16 protein-coding genes are annotated in these 18,569 nt (G+C 68.1%); 4 read left to right on the top strand and 12 right to left on the bottom strand.

Translation table 11 applies throughout. The features are described 5' to 3' along the window. Positions 1-135 precede the first annotated feature (135 nt). Positions 136-471, top strand: a complete 336-nt coding sequence (locus tag A3M1_RS0114025; protein WP_018389613.1) for a hypothetical protein — start codon at positions 136-138, stop codon at positions 469-471. Here the strand turns inward: A3M1_RS0114025 and A3M1_RS0114020 are convergent, their stop codons facing one another. The 3 genes from A3M1_RS0114020 to A3M1_RS0114010 all read right to left on the bottom strand — a co-directional run bounded on the left by A3M1_RS0114020 (position 472) and on the right by A3M1_RS0114010 (position 4,978). Beyond that, a complete protein-coding gene (locus A3M1_RS0114020; protein WP_018389612.1) occupies positions 472-1,497 on the bottom strand; it encodes an FUSC family protein in 1,026 nt (341 codons plus the stop codon). A gap of 2 nt (positions 1,498-1,499) precedes the next feature. Further along, positions 1,500-2,480, bottom strand: a complete 981-nt coding sequence (locus A3M1_RS0114015; protein ID WP_018389611.1) for an HlyD family secretion protein — start codon at positions 2,478-2,480, stop codon at positions 1,500-1,502. A 122-nt stretch (positions 2,481-2,602) separates the two neighbouring features. Then, complete coding sequence (locus A3M1_RS0114010) at positions 2,603-4,978, bottom strand: mechanosensitive ion channel family protein (RefSeq protein ID WP_018389610.1); 2,376 nt, start codon at positions 4,976-4,978, stop codon at positions 2,603-2,605. 220 nt (positions 4,979-5,198) lie between these two features. On the opposite strand from A3M1_RS0114010, the gene A3M1_RS0114005 reads away from it, so the two are divergent. Further along, on the top strand, positions 5,199-5,867 hold the full coding sequence (locus A3M1_RS0114005; RefSeq protein ID WP_018389609.1) for a DedA family protein: 669 nt from the start codon (positions 5,199-5,201) through the stop codon (positions 5,865-5,867). Positions 5,868-6,027: 160 nt separating this feature from the next. Next, positions 6,028-6,960, top strand: a complete 933-nt coding sequence (locus A3M1_RS0114000) for a hypothetical protein (protein WP_026221316.1) — start codon at positions 6,028-6,030, stop codon at positions 6,958-6,960. 27 nt (positions 6,961-6,987) lie between these two features. On the opposite strand, the gene rpe is transcribed toward A3M1_RS0114000, so the two are convergent. From rpe to A3M1_RS0113960, 8 genes are all read right to left on the bottom strand, one after another. Continuing rightward, on the bottom strand, positions 6,988-7,668 hold the full coding sequence (gene rpe, locus A3M1_RS0113995) for a ribulose-phosphate 3-epimerase (protein WP_018389608.1): 681 nt from the start codon (positions 7,666-7,668) through the stop codon (positions 6,988-6,990). A gap of 139 nt (positions 7,669-7,807) precedes the next feature. Continuing rightward, the gene (cbbX, locus tag A3M1_RS0113990; protein WP_018964086.1) at positions 7,808-8,761 is read right to left on the bottom strand and encodes a CbbX protein; all 954 of its coding nucleotides are present in this window, start codon (positions 8,759-8,761) and stop codon (positions 7,808-7,810) included. A gap of 255 nt (positions 8,762-9,016) precedes the next feature. Next, positions 9,017-9,436, bottom strand: a complete 420-nt coding sequence (locus A3M1_RS0113985) for a ribulose bisphosphate carboxylase small subunit (protein ID WP_018389606.1) — start codon at positions 9,434-9,436, stop codon at positions 9,017-9,019. Between the two features lie 126 nt (positions 9,437-9,562). After that, a complete protein-coding gene (locus A3M1_RS0113980; protein WP_018389605.1) occupies positions 9,563-11,032 on the bottom strand; it encodes a form I ribulose bisphosphate carboxylase large subunit in 1,470 nt (489 codons plus the stop codon). An 88-nt stretch (positions 11,033-11,120) separates the two neighbouring features. Further along, on the bottom strand, positions 11,121-12,206 hold the full coding sequence (gene fba / locus A3M1_RS0113975; protein WP_018389604.1) for a class II fructose-bisphosphate aldolase: 1,086 nt from the start codon (positions 12,204-12,206) through the stop codon (positions 11,121-11,123). A gap of 16 nt (positions 12,207-12,222) precedes the next feature. Further along, positions 12,223-14,244: a transketolase gene (tkt, locus tag A3M1_RS0113970; protein WP_018964087.1), complete on the bottom strand. Its 2,022-nt coding sequence runs from the start codon at positions 14,242-14,244 to the stop codon at positions 12,223-12,225. Between the two features lie 14 nt (positions 14,245-14,258). Then, positions 14,259-15,134, bottom strand: a complete 876-nt coding sequence (locus A3M1_RS0113965; RefSeq protein ID WP_018389602.1) for a phosphoribulokinase — start codon at positions 15,132-15,134, stop codon at positions 14,259-14,261. Positions 15,135-15,147: 13 nt separating this feature from the next. Continuing rightward, positions 15,148-16,173 (bottom strand): class 1 fructose-bisphosphatase, encoded by a 1,026-nt coding sequence (locus tag A3M1_RS0113960; protein WP_018389601.1) that lies wholly within the window; start codon positions 16,171-16,173, stop codon positions 15,148-15,150. 181 nt (positions 16,174-16,354) lie between these two features. Here A3M1_RS0113960 and A3M1_RS0113955 point away from each other — a divergent pair, with 181 nt between their 5' ends. After that, positions 16,355-17,338 (top strand): LysR family transcriptional regulator, encoded by a 984-nt coding sequence (locus tag A3M1_RS0113955; RefSeq protein ID WP_018389600.1) that lies wholly within the window; start codon positions 16,355-16,357, stop codon positions 17,336-17,338. A 137-nt stretch (positions 17,339-17,475) separates the two neighbouring features. Here A3M1_RS0113955 and A3M1_RS0113950 read toward each other — a convergent pair whose 3' ends face one another. Then, positions 17,476-18,561, bottom strand: coding sequence for an alpha/beta fold hydrolase (locus A3M1_RS0113950; RefSeq protein WP_018389599.1), 1,086 nt, complete (start codon positions 18,559-18,561; stop codon positions 17,476-17,478). Positions 18,562-18,569 lie beyond the last annotated feature (8 nt).

The raw sequence follows: 18,569 nt of genomic DNA, 5'->3' as shown, positions 1-18,569 counted from the left end.
CCGGGAGGCCACTTTCCTGTGCGTCGGTTGCCCCCTCGACGCGCCTGAGCCCAGCCTCCCGGCCGGTATAGTTCGACAAGGCCGGCCCCCGGTGACACATACGGGGGCCGGCATGTCGACAGGAACGCACAGCGCATGAAGCCCATAAAAGCCGACTGGACCGATGTGGTCCTCGTCTGCCGCAAATGCGCGAAGAAGCTTGATGGCGGCTTCGGCCCCGCTGCCGATCAGCCGCTGCCCAGGGCCCTGCGCGCCGCCATCGCCCGGCACGAGGGCGGCAAGCCGATGAAGAAGCCGCGACGCAAGGGCGCGCACGTCGCGGTGATCGAAGTGCCCTGCCTCGACATCTGCCCGAAGAACGCCGTCATCGTCATTCCCGCCGGCGCACCCGGACGCTGGCTCAGCGTGACGCGCGGCGCCGATCTCGACGCACTGCTGGCCGAAATCGCCCCGGCGAGGGACGAGGGTTGATCAGGCCGGTTTGCCCGCCGCCTTGTCCGCCGTGCCGGGCGGGTTCAGCGCCCAGACCAGCGCGGTCATGATGCTCACCCCGATGACGATGCCTACCAGCCGGTCCACCGGCGGAAACAGCGAGGTTGGCGGGCCCTTGTCGATCAGCGTGATGATGAAGGCGATCGCCGATTGCGTGCCGATATAGGCATTGGGCGTCTTGGACAGATGCAGCCGCGCGAAGGAAAAGATGCCGACAAACAGCATCGTCGCCCACCAGATCTGATCGGTCGCATCGAGCCCGATGACCAGCAGCCCCGCGACACCGCCGGCGATGCAGCCAAGGATGCGCTGCCAGCCCTTGTGACGGGTGGCGTTGGGGTCGGTGTCGACGACAATGAGGCTGGAAATCAGCACCTGCGGCAATTGCGGCAAGTCGAACTGCGACCAGACGATCACGATGACGATCGCCCCGAAGCCGGCGATCAGCGCCTGGCGCAGGGCATTCTCCGGCGTGGTGGCGACGGCCTGCGCCTTCAGCCGGGCATGGAGTTCGCCGGCATTGGGCCCCAGCGCCCAGCTCGCCAGCATGCCGCACACCACGCCGATGACGATCTCGTAGCAGCGATAATGCGCGAAGCTGTAGAGGTCCTGCGGCTGCACCATCGAGAACAGCATCACCAGCATGAAGGTGAGGCCGCCATAGAACCAGGCATAGCTGTAGACGCTGCGCTGCTTGCCATAGGTGCCGATCGCCGCCGCGGCGCCCACCAGCAGGGCCTGCTGGATTGGCAGCCCCTCCATCCATTGCGCGACGATGAAGCCGGTGCTCACCCCGACCAGCGTGCTGAGGACGCGCAGAATGCCCTTCGTCACCAGCGCGTCGCGGTCGGTATTGGCGATCATCATCACGCTCAGCGCCGCCCAATAGGGCTGGTCCAGCCCCATCGAGAGCGCGATATAGACCGCCGCCAGCACGCCGGTGGCGGTGGCGAAGGCCTGCCGGTCGACATCGCTGAGCCGTTCGGGGCGGGCTTCCTCCGCCATGCTCAGAACCAGATCAGGACGCGGGCATCGGCGCCGTTGAACAGGCCGAGACCCTCCGGCCAGTCGTCGAGCGTCACCTCGACCGGGAAGCGCCGGGGCAGCCGCACCCAGTCCGTGGTCGGCTCGACATAGGGGATGACCTGCGGGTTATCCGGCGAGCGGGCGACGCCGCCGGCAATGCCGCTCACCCTTCCCTCATGCAATACCCAAGGGTCGGAACCCAACGTCAGCAGCACGCGCTGGCCAAGCGCGATGCGGGCGAGATGGCGCTCGCTCACATTCGCCACCACGCGGCGGCGGCGATCGGTAACGATGGCGAGCACCTCGGAACCCGGGCGCAGATAATCGCCCACCCTTGTGACGAAGGGCGCCACGCGGCCGGCATCGGGGGCCGTCACCACGGTCTTGGAGAGGTCGTATTGCGCCTTCGCCACCGCGGCCTCGGCAGCGGCGATCGCCGCCTGCGCCACTGCCACCCGGCGCAGCGTCACCGCGAGCTGTGCCTCGGCGGAGGTGACATCGGCGCCGGCGGTGGCGACATTGCGGGTGGCGACATCCAGTGTCGCCTCGGGGGAATAGCCGTCCGTCTCCAGCGTCTTCACCCGGCCGAGCTGGTCCATCGCGTTGGTCTGCACCGCCTGCGCGGCGGTGACGCTGGCCTTGGCCGCGTTCACCTCGTCGCGCGCGAGGTCGAGATCAGCGCGGGCGGTAGCCAGCGCCGCCTGCGTTTCCTGCAGCTTAAGCGCATAGGGCGTTCGCTCGATCTCGAACAGCAGCTGGTTTTCCGCCACCGTCTGGTTGTTCTGCACGGCGAGCTTCGAGACCGGCCCCTCGATCTGCGCCGACAGGACGACAATGTCGCTCATCACATAGGCATCGCCCGTATAGGCGAAGAACCGCACGCTGGTCTCGTAAAGGGCGAACAGCCCGAGGACCACGCCGAGGATCAGCGACACCGGATGGCGTATGAGGCGGCTCAGCATAAAAGGCGCGGCTCCATGAGACCCGGCATGGAGCCGGCACATCGCCCATCATCGCGGCTTTGTCGCGCGCGCTCAATCCTCCCCCACTACCGCCGGGCGGCGTTTACGCGAAGCGGGGGAGCCTAGTGCCGCTGCTCCTCGATGGCGGGGAGCATCGGCTCCTCGTCGTCCTCGCTGCGCTCACGCGCGCCGGGATGCTCCTCGATCATCGGGCCCGGCGTGCTGGCGGCGGCGCGGGCGGCGGCGGTGCGGCGGGCGCGGGCGGGCGTGGCGAGTTCCTCCGCGCTCTGGTTCACCACCCGCAGCGGCGGGGCCATGCCCTTCTTGTCGCTGCCGAGATACACCGTCTGGTGCGGGTACGGCATCTCGATGCCGCGCACATCGAAGGCGGCCTTGATGCGGCGGTAGAATTCGCGCCGCACATTCCACTGGCCGAGCGGCCGGGTCTTGAAGCGGCCGCGCAGCTGGATGTGCGAGGGGTCCAGCGCCTCGACGCCCACCACCTCGAATGGCGCGGTGATGGTTTCCGCCAGCGGCCCGTTCGCCACCATGTCGGCGGCGACTTCCGCCATCAGCGCCAGCGCCTCATCGATGCTCTCGCGATAGGCGATGCGGACATCGACCACGGCATAGGCGAAGTCCTTCGACATGTTCTTCACCGTCTGCACCTCGCCGAACGGAATCGAATGCACATTGCCGTCGAAGTCGCGCATGTGGACGGTGCGGATGGTGATCTTCTCGACCAGGCCGGCATGGGCGCCGACCTCCACCACGTCGCCGACCGAGATGGTGTCCTCCATCAGGATGAACACGCCGGTGATGACGTCCTTCACCAGCGTCTGCGCGCCGAAGCCGATGGCAAGGCCGAGCACGCCGGCACCGGCCAGCAGCGGGGCGATGTTGATGCCGATCTCGGACAGCAGGATCAGCCCGCCAAGGGTGAGCAGCACGACGCGGAAGGCGTTCTGCAGGAAGGGCAGCAGCGTCTTCAGCCGGGTGGAGTTGGGATTGCCCGCCCGCAGGCGATCGGCGAAGGCGGTGGAGATTTCCCAGGCGATGAGGCCGACCAGCACCACCACGCCGATGGAGATGAGCCGCCCGACCGCCAGCCGCCCGCCCTCGGAGGCCAGCCGTTCGAAAGGCTGGGCGCCCCAGATTTCCAGCAGCACCAGCGCCGTGACCAGCACCACCAGCCCCTGCATGGCGCTGCGCAGCGCCGGCAGATAGCGGTTGGCCCGCGCCTCCAGCAGCGGATAGCGGGTGTTCATCTCGCCATTGAGCCGGAACACCCGGTCGAAGGCGCGCTGCATCAGCGCCGTCACCAGCGTGGCGAGGCCCAGCGCCAGCACCGACAGCAGCGTGGCGCGGGCAAGGAAGGCGAAGCCGCCATCGACGTCGAGCGTCCAGACCAGCAGGCCGGCGATCACATAGGCGATGGCGAGGACGTGCCAGAAATCTGCCACCGCGTCGCGCAGCCGCGCCAGCCTGCCCTCGCGGGCGCCGAGCCGCCGCAACCGTCGCGCCACCCCGCCGCGCACCTGCAGGATGAACACGATGCACATGCCGGCGACGAACAAGGCGAGCACGTTGCCGAGAAAGCGGTAGGTCGGCAGGGCCAGCCCCAGCACCCAGGCGGCGCGCAGCAGGAAATGACCGTAGACGAGGGTATAGGTGAAGCGGCGCACCCAGAGATAGCCATAGGCCGCGCCCTCATGGTCGAGCGGGAACAGCCGCATCTGCGGCGCGTCCGGCGTCAGCACCGCGCGGGCGCCGGCGAGGATGAGCCGCGCCAGCACATTGGCATTAATGACGGTGACGACGGCGAGGCGGACGATGAAGTTCAGCTCCACCAGCGCCAGCACGCCGAAGGCGGCCGCGGCGAAAGCGGCGATCGGCACGATGTCGATCAGCGTGCGCAGGGCCAGAAGCAGCGCGCGCATGAAGAAGCCGCGCCCGGGCCGCGCCTCGATCGCCCGCCGCAGCCGCGCCAGCGCCGCCTTGGCGATGTATTCGGCCAGCAAAGCGGCGGCGAGCACGGCGATGACCATCGTCACCGCCCAGCCGACACGCTCCAGCACCAGGGGATCGGACAGGTCGTCGAGCAATTGCCCGGCCTGCGCCGGCAATTGTTCGATCTCGCCCACCAGCGACAGCACCGAGCTGGAAAAGGCGCCGAGCGACTGGGTGGCGCCGGACAGCCAGTCGTCCCGGCCCGGCGCCGGGCTCTCCGCCGCCGGTTGCGCGGCTGTGCCGGCCTCGCTCTCCACCAGCGCCCGCAGCTGCGCGAGGAAACGGGTCCGAGCCGCCTCATCGCTCAGCGTGTCGAGCAGGGCACGCAGATCGCTGGGGGAAGCGGCGGGCGAGGCGGTGGGCGGCGGGGAGGCCGCCGGGGATGGCGGGGCGGCCAGCTGCGCGGCGGCCGGGGCCAGCCATAAGGGCGTGGCGAGAAGGGAGAGGGCGAGGGCGAGGAGCAGGCGGCTGAGGGCACGCAGCGGCATGAGGCCTTCCGTCGTTCGCGGCCCTTTCGGCGGTGAAGCCATGAGGACGCTGAGGTGAGGGAGCCGGAATGGCGGGTGCGGCTTTTTTAACGCGGCAGAGGGCAAATGGTTCCCGCCCATGGGCACGTCGCCCCGGCGAAGCGGCGCAATGTCGCTGCGGCCTTGCTCCTGTCACCTTCGTCGACACATTGGGGCGATCAAGTTCCGGCAGAGTGAGGGTATGGAAGCTTTATCCGCCGATGTGGTCGCGTTTCTCCAGGGCCACGACTATCTGATCCCGCTGGTCATCGGCCTGATCGCCTTCGGCGAATCCCTGGTCATCGTCGGCCTGCTGATCCCGGCGACAGCGCTGATGCTCGCCATTGGCGGGCTGGTGGGCACGGGCATCATCTCGCCGCTGCCGGTCATCGTCAGCGCTATTGCCGGCGCCATTGTCGGCGATGTCGTTTCCTACTGGCTGGGACGCTGGCTTGGGCCGCGCGTGGTGCACCGCCCGCCGCTGCTGCGCTACCGCGAGCAGGTGGCGCAGGCACGGCTGTTCTTCCGCCGCTTCGGCTTCGCCTCGGTGTTCGTCGGCCGCTTCTTCGGCCCGGTGCGCGCCACCATGCCGCTGGTCGCCGGCATGATGCGGATGGACCAGCGCCGCTTCCAGTTCGCCAATGTCTCCTCGGCCATCGTCTGGGCGCCTGTCATGCTCGCCCCCGGCTGGCTGGCCGGCAAGAGCGCCAGCGAGATGGGCGCGCACAGCCAGGGCGAATGGCTGGTGCTGATGGTCGGCATCACCTTCGTGATGCTGATCGCGACCTTTGTCGTGCTGCGGGTGATCAAGGGCCGCATTTCCAAGCGCCCCCGCACCCGCCGCCGGCCGGCCAGCGCGCCGATCGCCTGAGCCGCGTGGCTACCGGCGCGCGTCTTAACCATTTCGTAAGGATTCACCCGCCCGCCCGGCGGCTTGCGATATTATGGCGCCGAGTAGGCCCTTGACGGCCACGCCCGTGGCACGGCCGTCGGTGAGCGACAGCCTGGCCAAGGGCGGACGGGAACGCGCGATGATCGACAAGCTTGAGCCCTCCATCGACCCCATGCGGGCACGTGCCGGCGAGGATGCCGGCGGCGGCCCCCGCGCCCCGGCGGCGCCCTCCCCGGCCGCTCATCCCCCGGCCGCCGCCCGCGCCAAGGGCCCGCCGCAGGACCCGGTGGCGTTCCAGCGCTGGCTCGGCATCGAGCAGCTCAAGGTGCAGATGCGCCGGCTGGAGCTGGAGAACAAGCGGGCCGAGGCGCCCGCGCCCCGCGCCAGCCGCGCCGCCCTGCCGGTGCTCTATGGCCTGGTTCTGGTCATCCTGCTGGCGCTGGTCGCCTTCCTCGCCGCCCAGGTGCTGAGCCTGCGGGAGGATGTTTCCACGCTGCGCAGCGCCCAGGGCACGCTGGAAGAGCGTGTGCAGGCGCTAGAAATGCCGCCCCCCGCGCCGCAGGCGGCGGCTCCGCAGGCCGCAGCCCCGGCCGCGACGGCGATGGCCCCCGCCGCCCCGACGCCGGCCGCCCCCTCCAATGCCCAGCCCGCCCCGGCGACGCCGGGCACCGCTGCGACCGCCCCGGCGGATGCGCTGGTGCCGCTTGCCGGCACGACGCCGATGCCGGCGCCCGCTACGGCGCCGCCCGCCGTCCCGGCCCTGCCGGGCGCGGGCTATACGGTCCGCATCTTCGCGCCGATCAACACCGTGACCAAGGCGCGGGTCGAGGCCTTCACCGCCCCGCTGAAGGCGGCCGGCTTCGATGTCGTGGTTTCCGATACCGGGGTGGTGCAGACGACCAGCAACACGCTGTCCTTCCACGCCGGCAGCGCCGACATGGCCAATGAGGTCGCCGAGATCATCCGGAAGCGGCGGCCGGCGCTCGGGGTCGAGCTGCGGGCCTCGCCCTCGATTCCCGAGAGCGCGCGGCAGGTGCTGATCCTCAACCTTACGGAAGACGCCTTTGGCTGAGCCATCCCGCCCGAGGCGCTACGCCGCTCAGGCGGCGGCGCGTCCGCGCCGCGCGGTGCGGCCGACCTCGCGGATGGCGGCGATGTTGGCGCCATAGGCGTCCTTGCCGCCCTTGAACACGGCCGAGCCGGCGACCAGCACATTGGCGCCGGCGGCGGCGCAGAGCGCGGCGGTTTCCGGCGTCACTCCGCCATCGACTTCGAGATGGATCGGCCGCTCGCCGATCATCGCCCGCAGTCGGTAGATCTTCGGCAGCACGTCGGCGATGAAGGCTTGGCCGCCAAAGCCGGGATTGACCGTCATCGGCAGGATGAGGTCCACCTTGTCGAGCACATAGGCCAGCGCGCTCTCATGCGTCGCCGGGTTCAGCGCCACGCCGGCCTTCTTGCCGAGCGAGCGGATGAGCTGGAGGCAGCGGTCGAGATGGTGCGTCGCCTCGGCCTGCACGGTGATGATGTCCGCGCCCGCCTTGGCGAACGCCTCGATGAACGGCTCCACCGGCTCGATCATCAGATGCACGTCGAAGACCTTGTCGGTGTGCGGGCGCATGGCCTTGATGACATCCGGCCCGAAGGTGATGTTGGGCACGAAATGGCCGTCCATCACATCGAGATGGATCCAGTCGGCACCGGCGGCGACCACATCGTGCACCTCCTCGCCGAAGCGCGAGAAGTCGGAGGCGAGCATGGAGGGGGCGATGAGAACCATGGGGTTGTCTCCTGGCGAAGTCGCGTGACGAAATCCTGGCGCGGCGTCATCCCCGGGCTTGACCCGGGGATCCACGTCTTGGCTTCGGTCGACGCCTGAACAAAGGCATGGATGGCCGGGCCAAGCCCGGCAATGACGGTCAATTGGCGGGACGCAGCGGCGGGTAGCTGTCGATGCCGCCGGAAAACACCCGGCTGGCGAGGATATCCTCGGCGGTGATCGTCACCAGATCGTCCGCCGTCACCGGCCGGTCGGAATTGAACAGCCGGTTGGCCTGGCGCAGCCGGGCGCGGTCCAGCGCGTTGCGGATCGAACGGCCATTGGCGAAATGCGGCTGCTGCATGCGCAGCTCGACATAGCGCTTGAACGCCTCTTCCGCCTCGCGGCTCATGCGGTAGTTCATCGTGTCGAGGATGCGTGCGCCGATAGCGTCGAGCTCGCCGGCGGAATAGTCGGGGAAGTCGACATGGTGGGCGACGCGCGAGCGGAAACCCGGATTGGCGGTGAAGAAGCGCTCCATCCGGTCGGAATAGCCGGCGAGGATGACGACGAGGTCGTCGCGCTGGTTCTCCATCACCTGCAGCAGGATCTCGATCGCCTCCTGCCCGTAGTCGCGCTCGTTCTCCGGCCGGTAGAGGTAATAGGCCTCGTCGATGAACAGCACGCCGCCCATCGCCTTCTTGAGGATTTCCTTCGTCTTCGGCGCGGTGTGGCCGATATACTGGCCCACCAGATCGTCGCGCGTCACGGTGACGAGGTGGCCCTTGCGGACATAGCCGAGCCGGTGGAGGATTTCCGCCATGCGCAGTGCCACCGTGGTCTTGCCGGTGCCGGGATTGCCGGTGAAGCTCATATGCAGCGTCGGGCTCGTCGCCTCCAGGCCGAAGCGCCGGCGGGCGGTATCGACCAGCAGCAGCGCGCCGATCTCGCGCAGGCGGCGCTTCACCGGCACCAGCCCCACCAGCTCGCGGTCGAGCTGGTCGAACACCTCGGCCAGCCCGCTGGCGGTGAACTCGGCACGGAGGTCGATGGAATCAGGCACCTTCGGCGTGGCCTCGGTGGGGAGGGTCGGGTCGTCGATCACGGCGTCCATGGGAGCCTCCATTGGCGTTTTCGTCGTCCCGGAAGCGGCGCGGCCGCTCTCAGGGATCGCGCGCAGGAAGCGCGGCAGGACGCTTGATCGCGATCCCGGCTCTGCGCTTCGCTCCGGCCGGGATGACGGCCTGAGGCAGAGAAAGAAAAAGGGGACCGATGCCGGGCGCGGCATTCCGACATCGGTCCCTCGCGGCCGGGGAGGAAACCGGACGACCGCGGTTCTCCGTCGGGGGAGTAGTGGGAGACCGACGGATCAGTAGCGCGCGCCCTCCGGGCGGTTGGCCGCATAGGCGCGCGTCGTGTAGCGGATCGACCGGCCGTCAATCTCCTGGCGCTCCAGCACGAAGCCGGGCTCGTCAGCGGGACGGTCGGTGAGGAAGGAAAGGCGCAGCGATTCCCAGGTGTGGGTCGCGTCGAAGGCGCTGAGGCGGATGTAGTGCCGGCCCTTATAGGCCTTGCGGCACTCGTTCAGCTCGAACATCACGCCGGCCGCGTCCGGCACGTCGAACATCGGGTGGCCCCACAGCTCCCAATAGGTGTTGCGCGGGTGCGGGTCGTCGGTGAACTCGATGTTCACCGCCCAGCCCTTGTCGATGCAGTACTGGACCTGCTTGGCGATCTGCTCGTCCGTGAGGTCCGGCAGGAAGGAGAAGGCTCCCTGGGTCAGGCGCATGGTGGTGTCTCGCTCTCGTCATCCCGGTCGGCTGGAGGCCGAACCGGGATCGGGTTCCGGAAAGGGGTTTCCACGGTGGTCTCGCGATCCCGGATCGCGCCTGCGGCGCGTCCGGGATGACGGAAATCACTCCGCCGCGGTGGCCTGCGGCACGAAGTCGGGCGTGTCGGTGGAGGTGTAGTTGAAGGTCACGTCCTTCCACGTCTCCAGCGCCTGCTTCAGCGGCATGCAGTGGCGGGCGGCTTCCTTCAGGATTTCCGGCCCTTCGCCGAGCAGGTCGCGGCCCTCATTGCGGGCGAGAATCATCGCCTCCAGCGCCACGCGGTTGGCGGTCGCGCCGGCCTGGATGCCCATCGGGTGGCCGATGGTGCCGCCGCCGAACTGCAGCACCACATCCTCGCCGAGCAGGTCGATCAGCTGGTGCATCTGGCCGGCATGGATGCCGCCGGAAGCGACCGGCATCAGCTTGCGGGTCGAGGCCCAGGGCTGGTCGAAGAAGATGCCATGGGCGAGGTTCTGCGGCACGAAATCCTCGCGGCAGAGGTCGTAATAGCCCTTGGTGGTGTGGGGGTCGCCCTCCAGCTTGCCGACCACAGTGCCGGCATGGATGTGGTCGACGCCAGCGAGGCGCATCCACTTGGTGATGACGCGGAACGACACGCCATGGTTCTTCTGCCGCGTATAGGTCGAGTGGCCGGCGCGGTGCAGATGCAGGATCATGTCGTTGCGGCGGCACCACTTGGCCATCGACTGGATCGCGGTGTAGCCGATGATGAGGTCGATCATGACGATCGACGAACCCAGTGTCTTGGCGAACTCGGCGCGCTCGTACATCTCCTCCATCGTGCCGGCGGTGATGTTGAGGTAGGTGCCCTTGATCTCGCCGGACGCCGCCTGCGCCTTGTTCACCGCCTCCATGCAGTACAGGAAGCGGTCGCGCCAGTGCATGAACTGCTGCGAGTTGATGTTCTCGTCGTCCTTGGTGAAGTCGAGCCCGCCCTTCAGCGCCTCATAGACCACGCGGCCATAATTGCGGCCGGACAGCCCGAGCTTGGGCTTCACTGTCGCGCCGAGCAGCGGCCGGCCGAACTTGTCGAGCCGCTCGCGCTCCACCACGATGCCGGTGGCGGGGCCGTCGAAGGTCTTGATGTAGGCAACCGGCAGGCGCATGTCCTCAAGGCGCAGCGCCTTGAGCGGCTTGAAGCCGAACACATTGCCGATGATCGAGGCCGAGAGGTTGGCGATCGAGCCATTCTCGAACAGGTCGAGATCATAGGCGATATAGGCGAACCACGAGCCCGGCCCGTTCGGCACCGGGTCGACCCGGTAGCACTTGGCGCGGTACTTGTCGCAGGCGGTCAGGCGGTCGGTCCACACCACGGTCCAGGTGGCGGTCGAGCTTTCGCCGGCCACCGCCGCCGAGGCCTCGATCTCGTCGACGCCATCCTGCGGGGTGATGCGGAACACGGCGATCACGTCCGTGTCCTTGGGCTCATAGTCGGGCTGCCAGTAGCCCATCTTGCGGTATTCCATCACGCCGGCGCTGTAGCGGCTGCGCTTCTCCTCGGTGGGCTTGGTCTTGTCGATCGCGTTCATCGATCTTCTCCCTGTGCGTTCCGTCGGCGCGGCGCTGGAGCGCGCGCCCTTAAAATCTCGTTGGCAGGCTCCCCGTGGCGGGGAGGTGTTATTCCGCCGCCACCCGGGCGCCGCCGATCACTGGGTCGAGGCTGCCGGAGGCGTAGCGCTTGGCCATGGCGGCCAGCGGCAGCACCTTGATCTGCGCGGCGTGGCCGGCCGTGCCGAACTGCTCGAAGCGCTCGCGGCAGAGGTCGCGCATCGCGTCCATGGCGGGTTTCAGGAATTTGCGCGGGTCGAATTCGGACAGGTTGCCCTGCCCCACCTTGCGGAACTGCGCGGTCATGGCGAGGCGGCAATCGGTGTCGATATTGACCTTGCGCACGCCATGCTTGATGCCGCGCACGATCTCTTCCACCGGCACGCCCCAGGTCTGGGGCATCTCTCCCCCCGAGGCGTTGAACAGGTCCTGCAGCGCCTGCGGCACCGAGGAGGAGCCGTGCATGACAAGGTGCACGTTGGGCAGGCGGCGGTGGATTTCCTCGATGATGTTCATGGCGAGGATGTCGCCGTCCGGCTGGCGCGAGAATTTGTAGGCGCCGTGCGAGGTGCCCATGGCGATGGCGAGCGCGTCGACCCGCGTCGCGGCGACGAAGTCCTCCGCCTGGTCGGGATCGGTCAGCAGCTGGTCGTGGCTGAGCACGCCCTCCGCACCATGGCCGTCCTCCTGCTCGCCGGCGCCGCTTTCCAGCGAGCCGAGCACGCCGAGTTCGCCCTCCACCGAAGCGCCGACCCAATGGGCGGCATCGACCACCCGGCGGGTGATAGCGACGTTGTGGTCGTAATCCGCCGGGGTCTTGGCGTCCTCCCGCAGCGAGCCGTCCATCATGACCGAGGTGAAGCCGTGCTGGATGGCGGAGAGGCAGGTGGCTTCGTTGTTACCGTGGTCCTGGTGCATGCAGATCGGGATGGCGGGATACATCTCGACGAGGGCGTCGATCATCCGCGAGAGCATGATGTCGCCGGCATAGGAGCGGGCGCCCCGGCTGGCCTGCATGATGACAGGCGCGTCGACGGCCTGCGCCGCCTCCATGATGGCGAGGCCCTGCTCCATATTGTTGATGTTGAAGGCCGGCACGCCGTAGCCGTGCTCGGCGGCGTGGTCGAGAAGCTGTCGAAGGGTTATGCGGGCCATTGGCTCTTCCTCTGGCTCAAGCGCAGGTCAGGAGGTCGCAGGTCGCGTCGACCACCGCCTCCGGGGTGATGTTGAAGTGCCGGTAAAGCTCGCCGGCCGGGCCGGAGGCGCCGAAGCCCTCCATGCCGATGAAGCGTCCGCGCTCGCCGATCCAGCGGTCCCAGCCGAGCCGGGCGGCGGCCTCGATGGCGACGCGCGGGGCCGTGCCCAGCACGGCGCGGCGGTATTCATGGCTCTGGCGCTCGAAAAGCTCCCAGCACGGCATGGAGACGACGGCGGCGTCGACACCGCGCTCCGCCAGCAGATCCGCCCCCTTGAAGGCGATTTCCACTTCCGAGCCGGTGGCGAGCAGCGTCACGTCACGCCGGCGCTTGGGCTTGCGGGCGACATACGCGCCGTAGCCGGTGAGGTTTTCCTCGCTGTGCTCGGTGCGGAAGGTCGGCAGGTTCTGCCGCGACAGCGCCAGCACCGAGGGCGTGCCCTCCGCATGCAGAGCGAGCTGCCAGGCTTCCAGCGTCTCCACCGCGTCGGCGGGGCGGAACACATAGAGGTTCGGCGTCGCCCGCAGCATGGCGAGGTGCTCGACGGGCTGATGCGTCGGCCCATCCTCGCCAAGGCCGATGGAATCATGCGTCAGCACATAGACGACGCGCTGGCCCATCAGCGCCGAGAGCCGCATGCCGCCCCGGGCATAATCCGAGAACACCATGAAGGTGCCGCCATAGGGGATCGAGCCGCGGTGCAGGGCGAGGCCGTTCATTACAGCCGCCATGGCGTGTTCGCGGATGCCGTAATGGATGTAGCGGCCGGCATAATTGCCCGGCGCCACCGATTCCATGCCCTTGGTCAGCGTCAGGTTGGAATGGGTGAGGTCGGCCGAGCCGCCGACCGTGAGGTCGGTCGCCCGGTTGATGACGCCCAGCGCCATTTCGGACGCCTTGCGGGTCGCCACCTTCGGCGCGGTCTGCGACAGCTCGCGCTTGTAGGCGGTAAGCTTCTCATCGAAATCGGCGGGCAGGTCGCCCTCCATCGCCGCTTCGAAATCGGCGCGGCGGCCGGAGGCGGAAAGCCGCTTCTCCCAGGCGTCGCGGGCCTTGGCGCCGGCTTCGGCGATGTCAGCCCAGGCCGTCCGCACGCTGTCCGGCACCTCGAAGGGCGGATGGTTCCAGCCCAGCGCCGCGCGGGCCCCCTCGATTTCCGTCGCGCCGAGCGGGGCGCCGTGCACGGCTTCCGTGCCGGCCTTGGTCGGGGCGCCATAGCCGATGGTGGTGCGGCAGGCGATCAGCACCGGCTTATCGCTGGTGCGGGCCTCACCGAGCGCGTCGATCAGCGCGTGATGGGCGTGGCCGTCGACCCGCATCACCTTCCAGCCCGAGGCGGCGAAGCGGGCCAGCTGGTCGGTGGAGGTGGAGAGCGAGGTCTTGCCGTCGATCGAGATGCCGTTGTCGTCCCACAGCACGATCAGCTTGGAGAGCTTCAGGTGCCCCGCGAGGTCGATCGCCTCGTGGCTGATGCCCTCCATCAGGCAGCCATCGCCGGCGATGACATAGGTGTGGTGGTCGACCAGCTCGTCGCCGAAGCGGGCGTTGAGCATGCGCTCGGCCAGCGCCATGCCGACCGCCGTCGTCAGCCCCTGCCCCAGCGGGCCGGTGGTGGTCTCGACGCCGAGCGTGTGGCCGTGCTCGGGATGGCCAGCGGTGATGGCGCCGAGCTGGCGGAAGTTCTTGAGCTGGTCGGTGCCCATGTCGGCATAGCCGAGCAGGTGGTTGATGGCATAGAGCAGCATCGAGCCGTGGCCGGCGGACAGGATGAAGCGGTCCCGGTCCGGCCAGTCGGGGCGGCGCGGGTCGATCTTCATGAAGCGCGAGAACAGGGCGGTGGCGACATCGGCCATGCCCATCGGCATGCCGGGATGGCCGGACTTGGCCTGTTCCACCGCGTCCATCGCCAGCGCCCGCAGGGCGTTCGCCATGTCGTCATGGGGGATATCGGCAGGGTCCCGGTGGGGACGCAGCGCCGCAGAGTGGCTGGTCAACATGCTGTCCTCCCGTTTCACGCGGCGCGCCGCTTCTTCTCGACAAGGTTGAGGATCATCGGCGTGAGGATGAGCTGCATCGCGATGTCGAGCTTGCCGCCGGGGATCACGATGGAATTGGCGCGGCTCATCCAGGAGCCCTCGATCATCGAGAGCAGGTAGGGAAAATCGATGCCGCGCGGGCTCTTGAAGCGGATGACGACGATGGATTCGTCCGCCGTGGGGATCCACCGGGCGATGAACGGGTTCGAGGTGTCCACCGTCGGCACGCGCTGGAAGTTAATGTCGGTGTGGGTGAACTGCGGGCAGATGTAGTTCACATAGTCCGGCATGCGGCGCAGGATGGTGTCGGTCACCGCCTCGGTGGAATAACCGCGATGCGAACGGTCGCGGTGGATCTTCTGGATCCATTCGAGGTTGATCACCGGCACGACGCCGATCTTCAGGTCGGCATAGCGGGCAACGTCGATATTGCCGCTCGCCACCGCCCCGTGCAGGCCCTCATAGAACAGAAGGTCGGTCGGGGTCGGGATCGGCTCCCAGGCGGTGAAGGTGCCCGGCGCGCCGCCATATTCGGCCGCTTCCTTGTCGTCATGCACGTAGTGGCGGTACTTGCCAGTGCCGGTCTGGGAATAGGAGCGGAAGGTCTCCTCCAACTCCTCGAACAGGTTCGAATCCGGCCCGAAATGGCTGTAGTGATGATTGCCGCGCGAGGCCTCCTCGGACATGACGCGCTTCATCTCGGCGCGGTCATAGCGGTGATAGGCGTCGCCCTCGATATAGGCGGCGAGCACTTCCTCGCGGCGGAAGATCTGCTCGAAAATGCGCCGCACCGAGGTGGTGCCGGCGCCGGACGAGCCGGTGACGGAGATGATGGGATGATGGATCGACATGGGTCCTCTTCCCTCAGGCGCGCAGCAGGCCGCGGCGGCCGAACAGGGGCGAGCGCTCCGGCATGGCGGCGGCGTCGCAGTGGTAGCGGGAAATGCGTTCGACCTCGGCGCGCGAGCCGAAGACCAGCGGCACGCGCTGGTGCAGGCTCGCAGGAACAAGATCGAGAATCGGCAGCCGGCCATCGGTGGCGGCGCCCTGCGCCTGTTCCATCACGAAGGCGACCGGGTTGGCCTCGTAGACCAGCCGCAGGCGACCCTGGCCATAACCCCGGCGGGCGTCGCCGGGATAGAGATAGACCCCGCCGCGCACCAGGATGCGGAACACATCCGACACCATGGAGGCGACCCAGCGTGTGTTGAAATCCTTGCCCCTCGGTCCGTCCACCCCGGCCAGGCAATCCTCAATGTAGCAGCGGATTGCCACGTCCCAATGGCGCAGATTGGAGGCGTTGATGGCGTATTCCGCCGTTTCCGGCAGCACCAGCGCCCGCTCTTCGGCCAGCAGGAAGGCGCCGCTGGCACGGTCCAGAATGAAGATCTGCGTGCCGATGCCCACCGTCAGCACCAGCGCGGTCTGCGGGCCGTAGAGCAGGAAGCCGGCGGCGAGCTGCGCCCTTCCCGGCTGCAGCAGCGAATCGGCGCCGACATAGGGCAGGATCGAAAAAATCGTGCCGACCGTGGCGTTGCTGTCGATATTGGACGAGCCGTCCAGCGGATCGACCGCCACCGCGAGCGTGCCGGCGGCGTCCACCAGCACCGCCGCGTCGGCTTCCTCGGAGCCGAACAGGGCGACCGGCGCGCCCGCCAGCGCGGCGCGGACCAGATCGTCGGCGATCAGGTCGAGTTCCTTCTGGCTGTCGCCATCGGCGTGATAGCCGCGCACGGTGGCGAGCGGGCCGGCCAGCGGGCCGGCGGCGAGGAGCTCGGCGATCTTCAGGCCGGCGCCGGCCAGCGCGAGCACGGCGTCAGCGACGTCGCGACGCAGGGCGTCGGCCTGCGACCACCCCTCAAGGTGGTCCTGCAATGTCGGGCGTGTCATGGCGTTCCCCAGTTATGTTCTTGTGGGCTTGTGCCCTTTGGCGTGTCGTTTCCGTATGCCTTCGAGAGGGGACCCGAAGCGGCGGACGCCTTTTGTTGATGTCAGACTGCCTGAATTGCCGGCGTAAGGAAATTCGAATAATCTAACCAATCGCTTCAATTTAGCTGAAATGTAATGTTCCATGCGTAATGCCACGCTCAAGCAGCTGCGCGCCGTCGCCGCCATCGTCGAAACCGGCAGCGTCACCGGCGCCGCCAAGAAGCTGAACGTCACCCCGCCGGCGGTGACGATGCAGGTGCAATTGCTCGAACAGCATCTCGGCCTGCCGCTGCTCGACCGCGCCGGCGACCGCTTCCAGCCCAGCGCGGCCGGGCGCGAGATTCTCGCTGCCACCGCCCTCATCGAGCAGGCGCTGGCCGATTGCGGCGCGGCGCTCGATTCGATGAAGGGGCTGCGCTCGGGCCGGGTCTCGGTGGGGCTGGTGTCGACGGCGAAATATTTCGTGCCGGCGGCGCTCGGTGCCTTCACCCGCGCCCATCCCGGCATCGATGTGGTGATCTCGGTCGGCAATCGTGAGGCGATCATCGCCGGCCTGCGCTCGGACGCCATCGATGTCGCCGTCATGGGCCGCCCGCCACTCGACATCGAGGTCGACAAGACGCTGATCGGCGACCATCCGCATGTGCTGATCGCCCCGGCCGATCATCCCCTGCTCGGCCGGCGCATTCTTCCAACGGTGCTGGCCAGTTCGACCTTCATGTCGCGCGAACCGGGTTCGGGCACGCGCGGTCTGATGGAGCGGTTCTTCCAGCAATCGGGCATCGAGCCGCGCATCGGCATGGAGATCGATTCGAACGAGACGATCAAGCAGGCCGTCATGGCGGGGCTGGGCCTCGCCTTCATCTCCGCCCACACCATCGCGGCGGAAGTGGCGGATGGGCGCCTGGCTGTGCTCGATGTCGAGGGATTGCCGGAGGTCCGGCAATGGTTCGTGGTGAAGCGCTCGGCCAAGCGCCTCACGCCCCCGGCGGCGGCGCTGACGGAGTTTCTGGCCCGGCGCGGGCCGGAATTCCTGCCCGACACGCTGCATTTGCCCGGTGTGGCCGAGGCAAGGGCCGCGCGCGAGGCGGAGCGACGGGAAGCGCACGCGCCGGAGGGAGCGTAGCCCGCGCGGGCATCATCGGCGACCGCCGGGCACGACGGCGGCGCGAGGCCGTGGCAGAGGTCAGCCTCGGAAGGGGATTACCCCGCACGCAGGGCGCACCGGGCCCTCGGGCTTTCGCCTCTAGGCCCGGCCGCGCGTCACGGGGTTTTGGCGGCGCGGGGCGCCGTGGCGAGGAGTTCGCCGATCTCCTTGGCGTAGAACTTGGCCATGCCCAACGTCGCGTGGCCGCGCGTCTCGGCGCTGGCGGGGATGAGCAGCACCCGGCCATTCTTCACCCGCTTGATCTCGCGGTCCATGAGGCCGGTCTCGGGCGGGTTGCGCTCATCATCGGCGGAGTTGATGGCGAGCAGGGTGGCGGTGATCTTGTCCAGCCCCGGCGCGGCGTTGTAGTCGCGCGAGGCGTCCCACTGGTACATGTAATCGTTGGCGTCCACGGTGAGCGGTGCCTTCAGGCGGCTGTCGAGCAGCGCATCCGCCTTCTCCCGGGTCGGCGCCATGTTCTGCAGGGCGATGTTGCCGCCATTGGTGGCGATGCCGAAATACACATTCGCGACCTGCACCGCCTTGGGCTGCTCGGTGTAGTCGCCGCCCTTCCAGTCGGGATCGTTGCGCACCGCGTCGATGATCATGCGGCGCATCATCCAGTTGCGGCTCGACATTTCGGTCGGCTGCGAGGCCATCGGGACCACGATGTCCATCATGTCGGGGTATTTGGAACTCCACAGCCAGGCATGCATGCCACCCATGGAGTAGCCGATGATCATCCGCAGATGCTTGACGCCGAGCCCTTGCGTCACGAGGTCGTACTGGGCGCGGACCATGTCGTCGTAATTGTAGCGCGGGAACTTGGCGCGCAGGCCATCGGAGGGCTTGGCGGATGTGCCCGCACCGATGGAATCGGTGAGGATGACGTAGTAGCGGCTGGCGTCCAGCGGCTGGCCGGGGCCGAACAGTTCGCCGGCAAAGGCCGGGTTCAGCATCGAGGCGGCCGAGCCTGTCGTGCCGTGCAGGATAAGCACCGGCTCACCGGTCGGCTCCCCGACCGTGGTGTAGCCGAGCTTGAGTTCGGGCACGACCTCGCCGGTGTGGAACTTGAAATCCTTAGCGATCCACACGCCCGGCTTGGGGGCGGGGTAATCGGCGGCAAAGGCGGTGGCCAGTGAAGTGATCGCGACCGTGGCGGCAATCGCCACCCCGCGCAATCCGCGCATCATCATCGACATGGTAGCTC

The sequence above is a fragment of the Ancylobacter sp. FA202 genome, assembly GCF_000380205.1.
Taxonomy (GTDB): Bacteria; Pseudomonadota; Alphaproteobacteria; order Rhizobiales; family Xanthobacteraceae; genus Ancylobacter.
The sequence above is the reverse complement of the archived record's forward strand: the minus strand, read 5'-3'. Positions and strand labels throughout refer to the sequence as shown.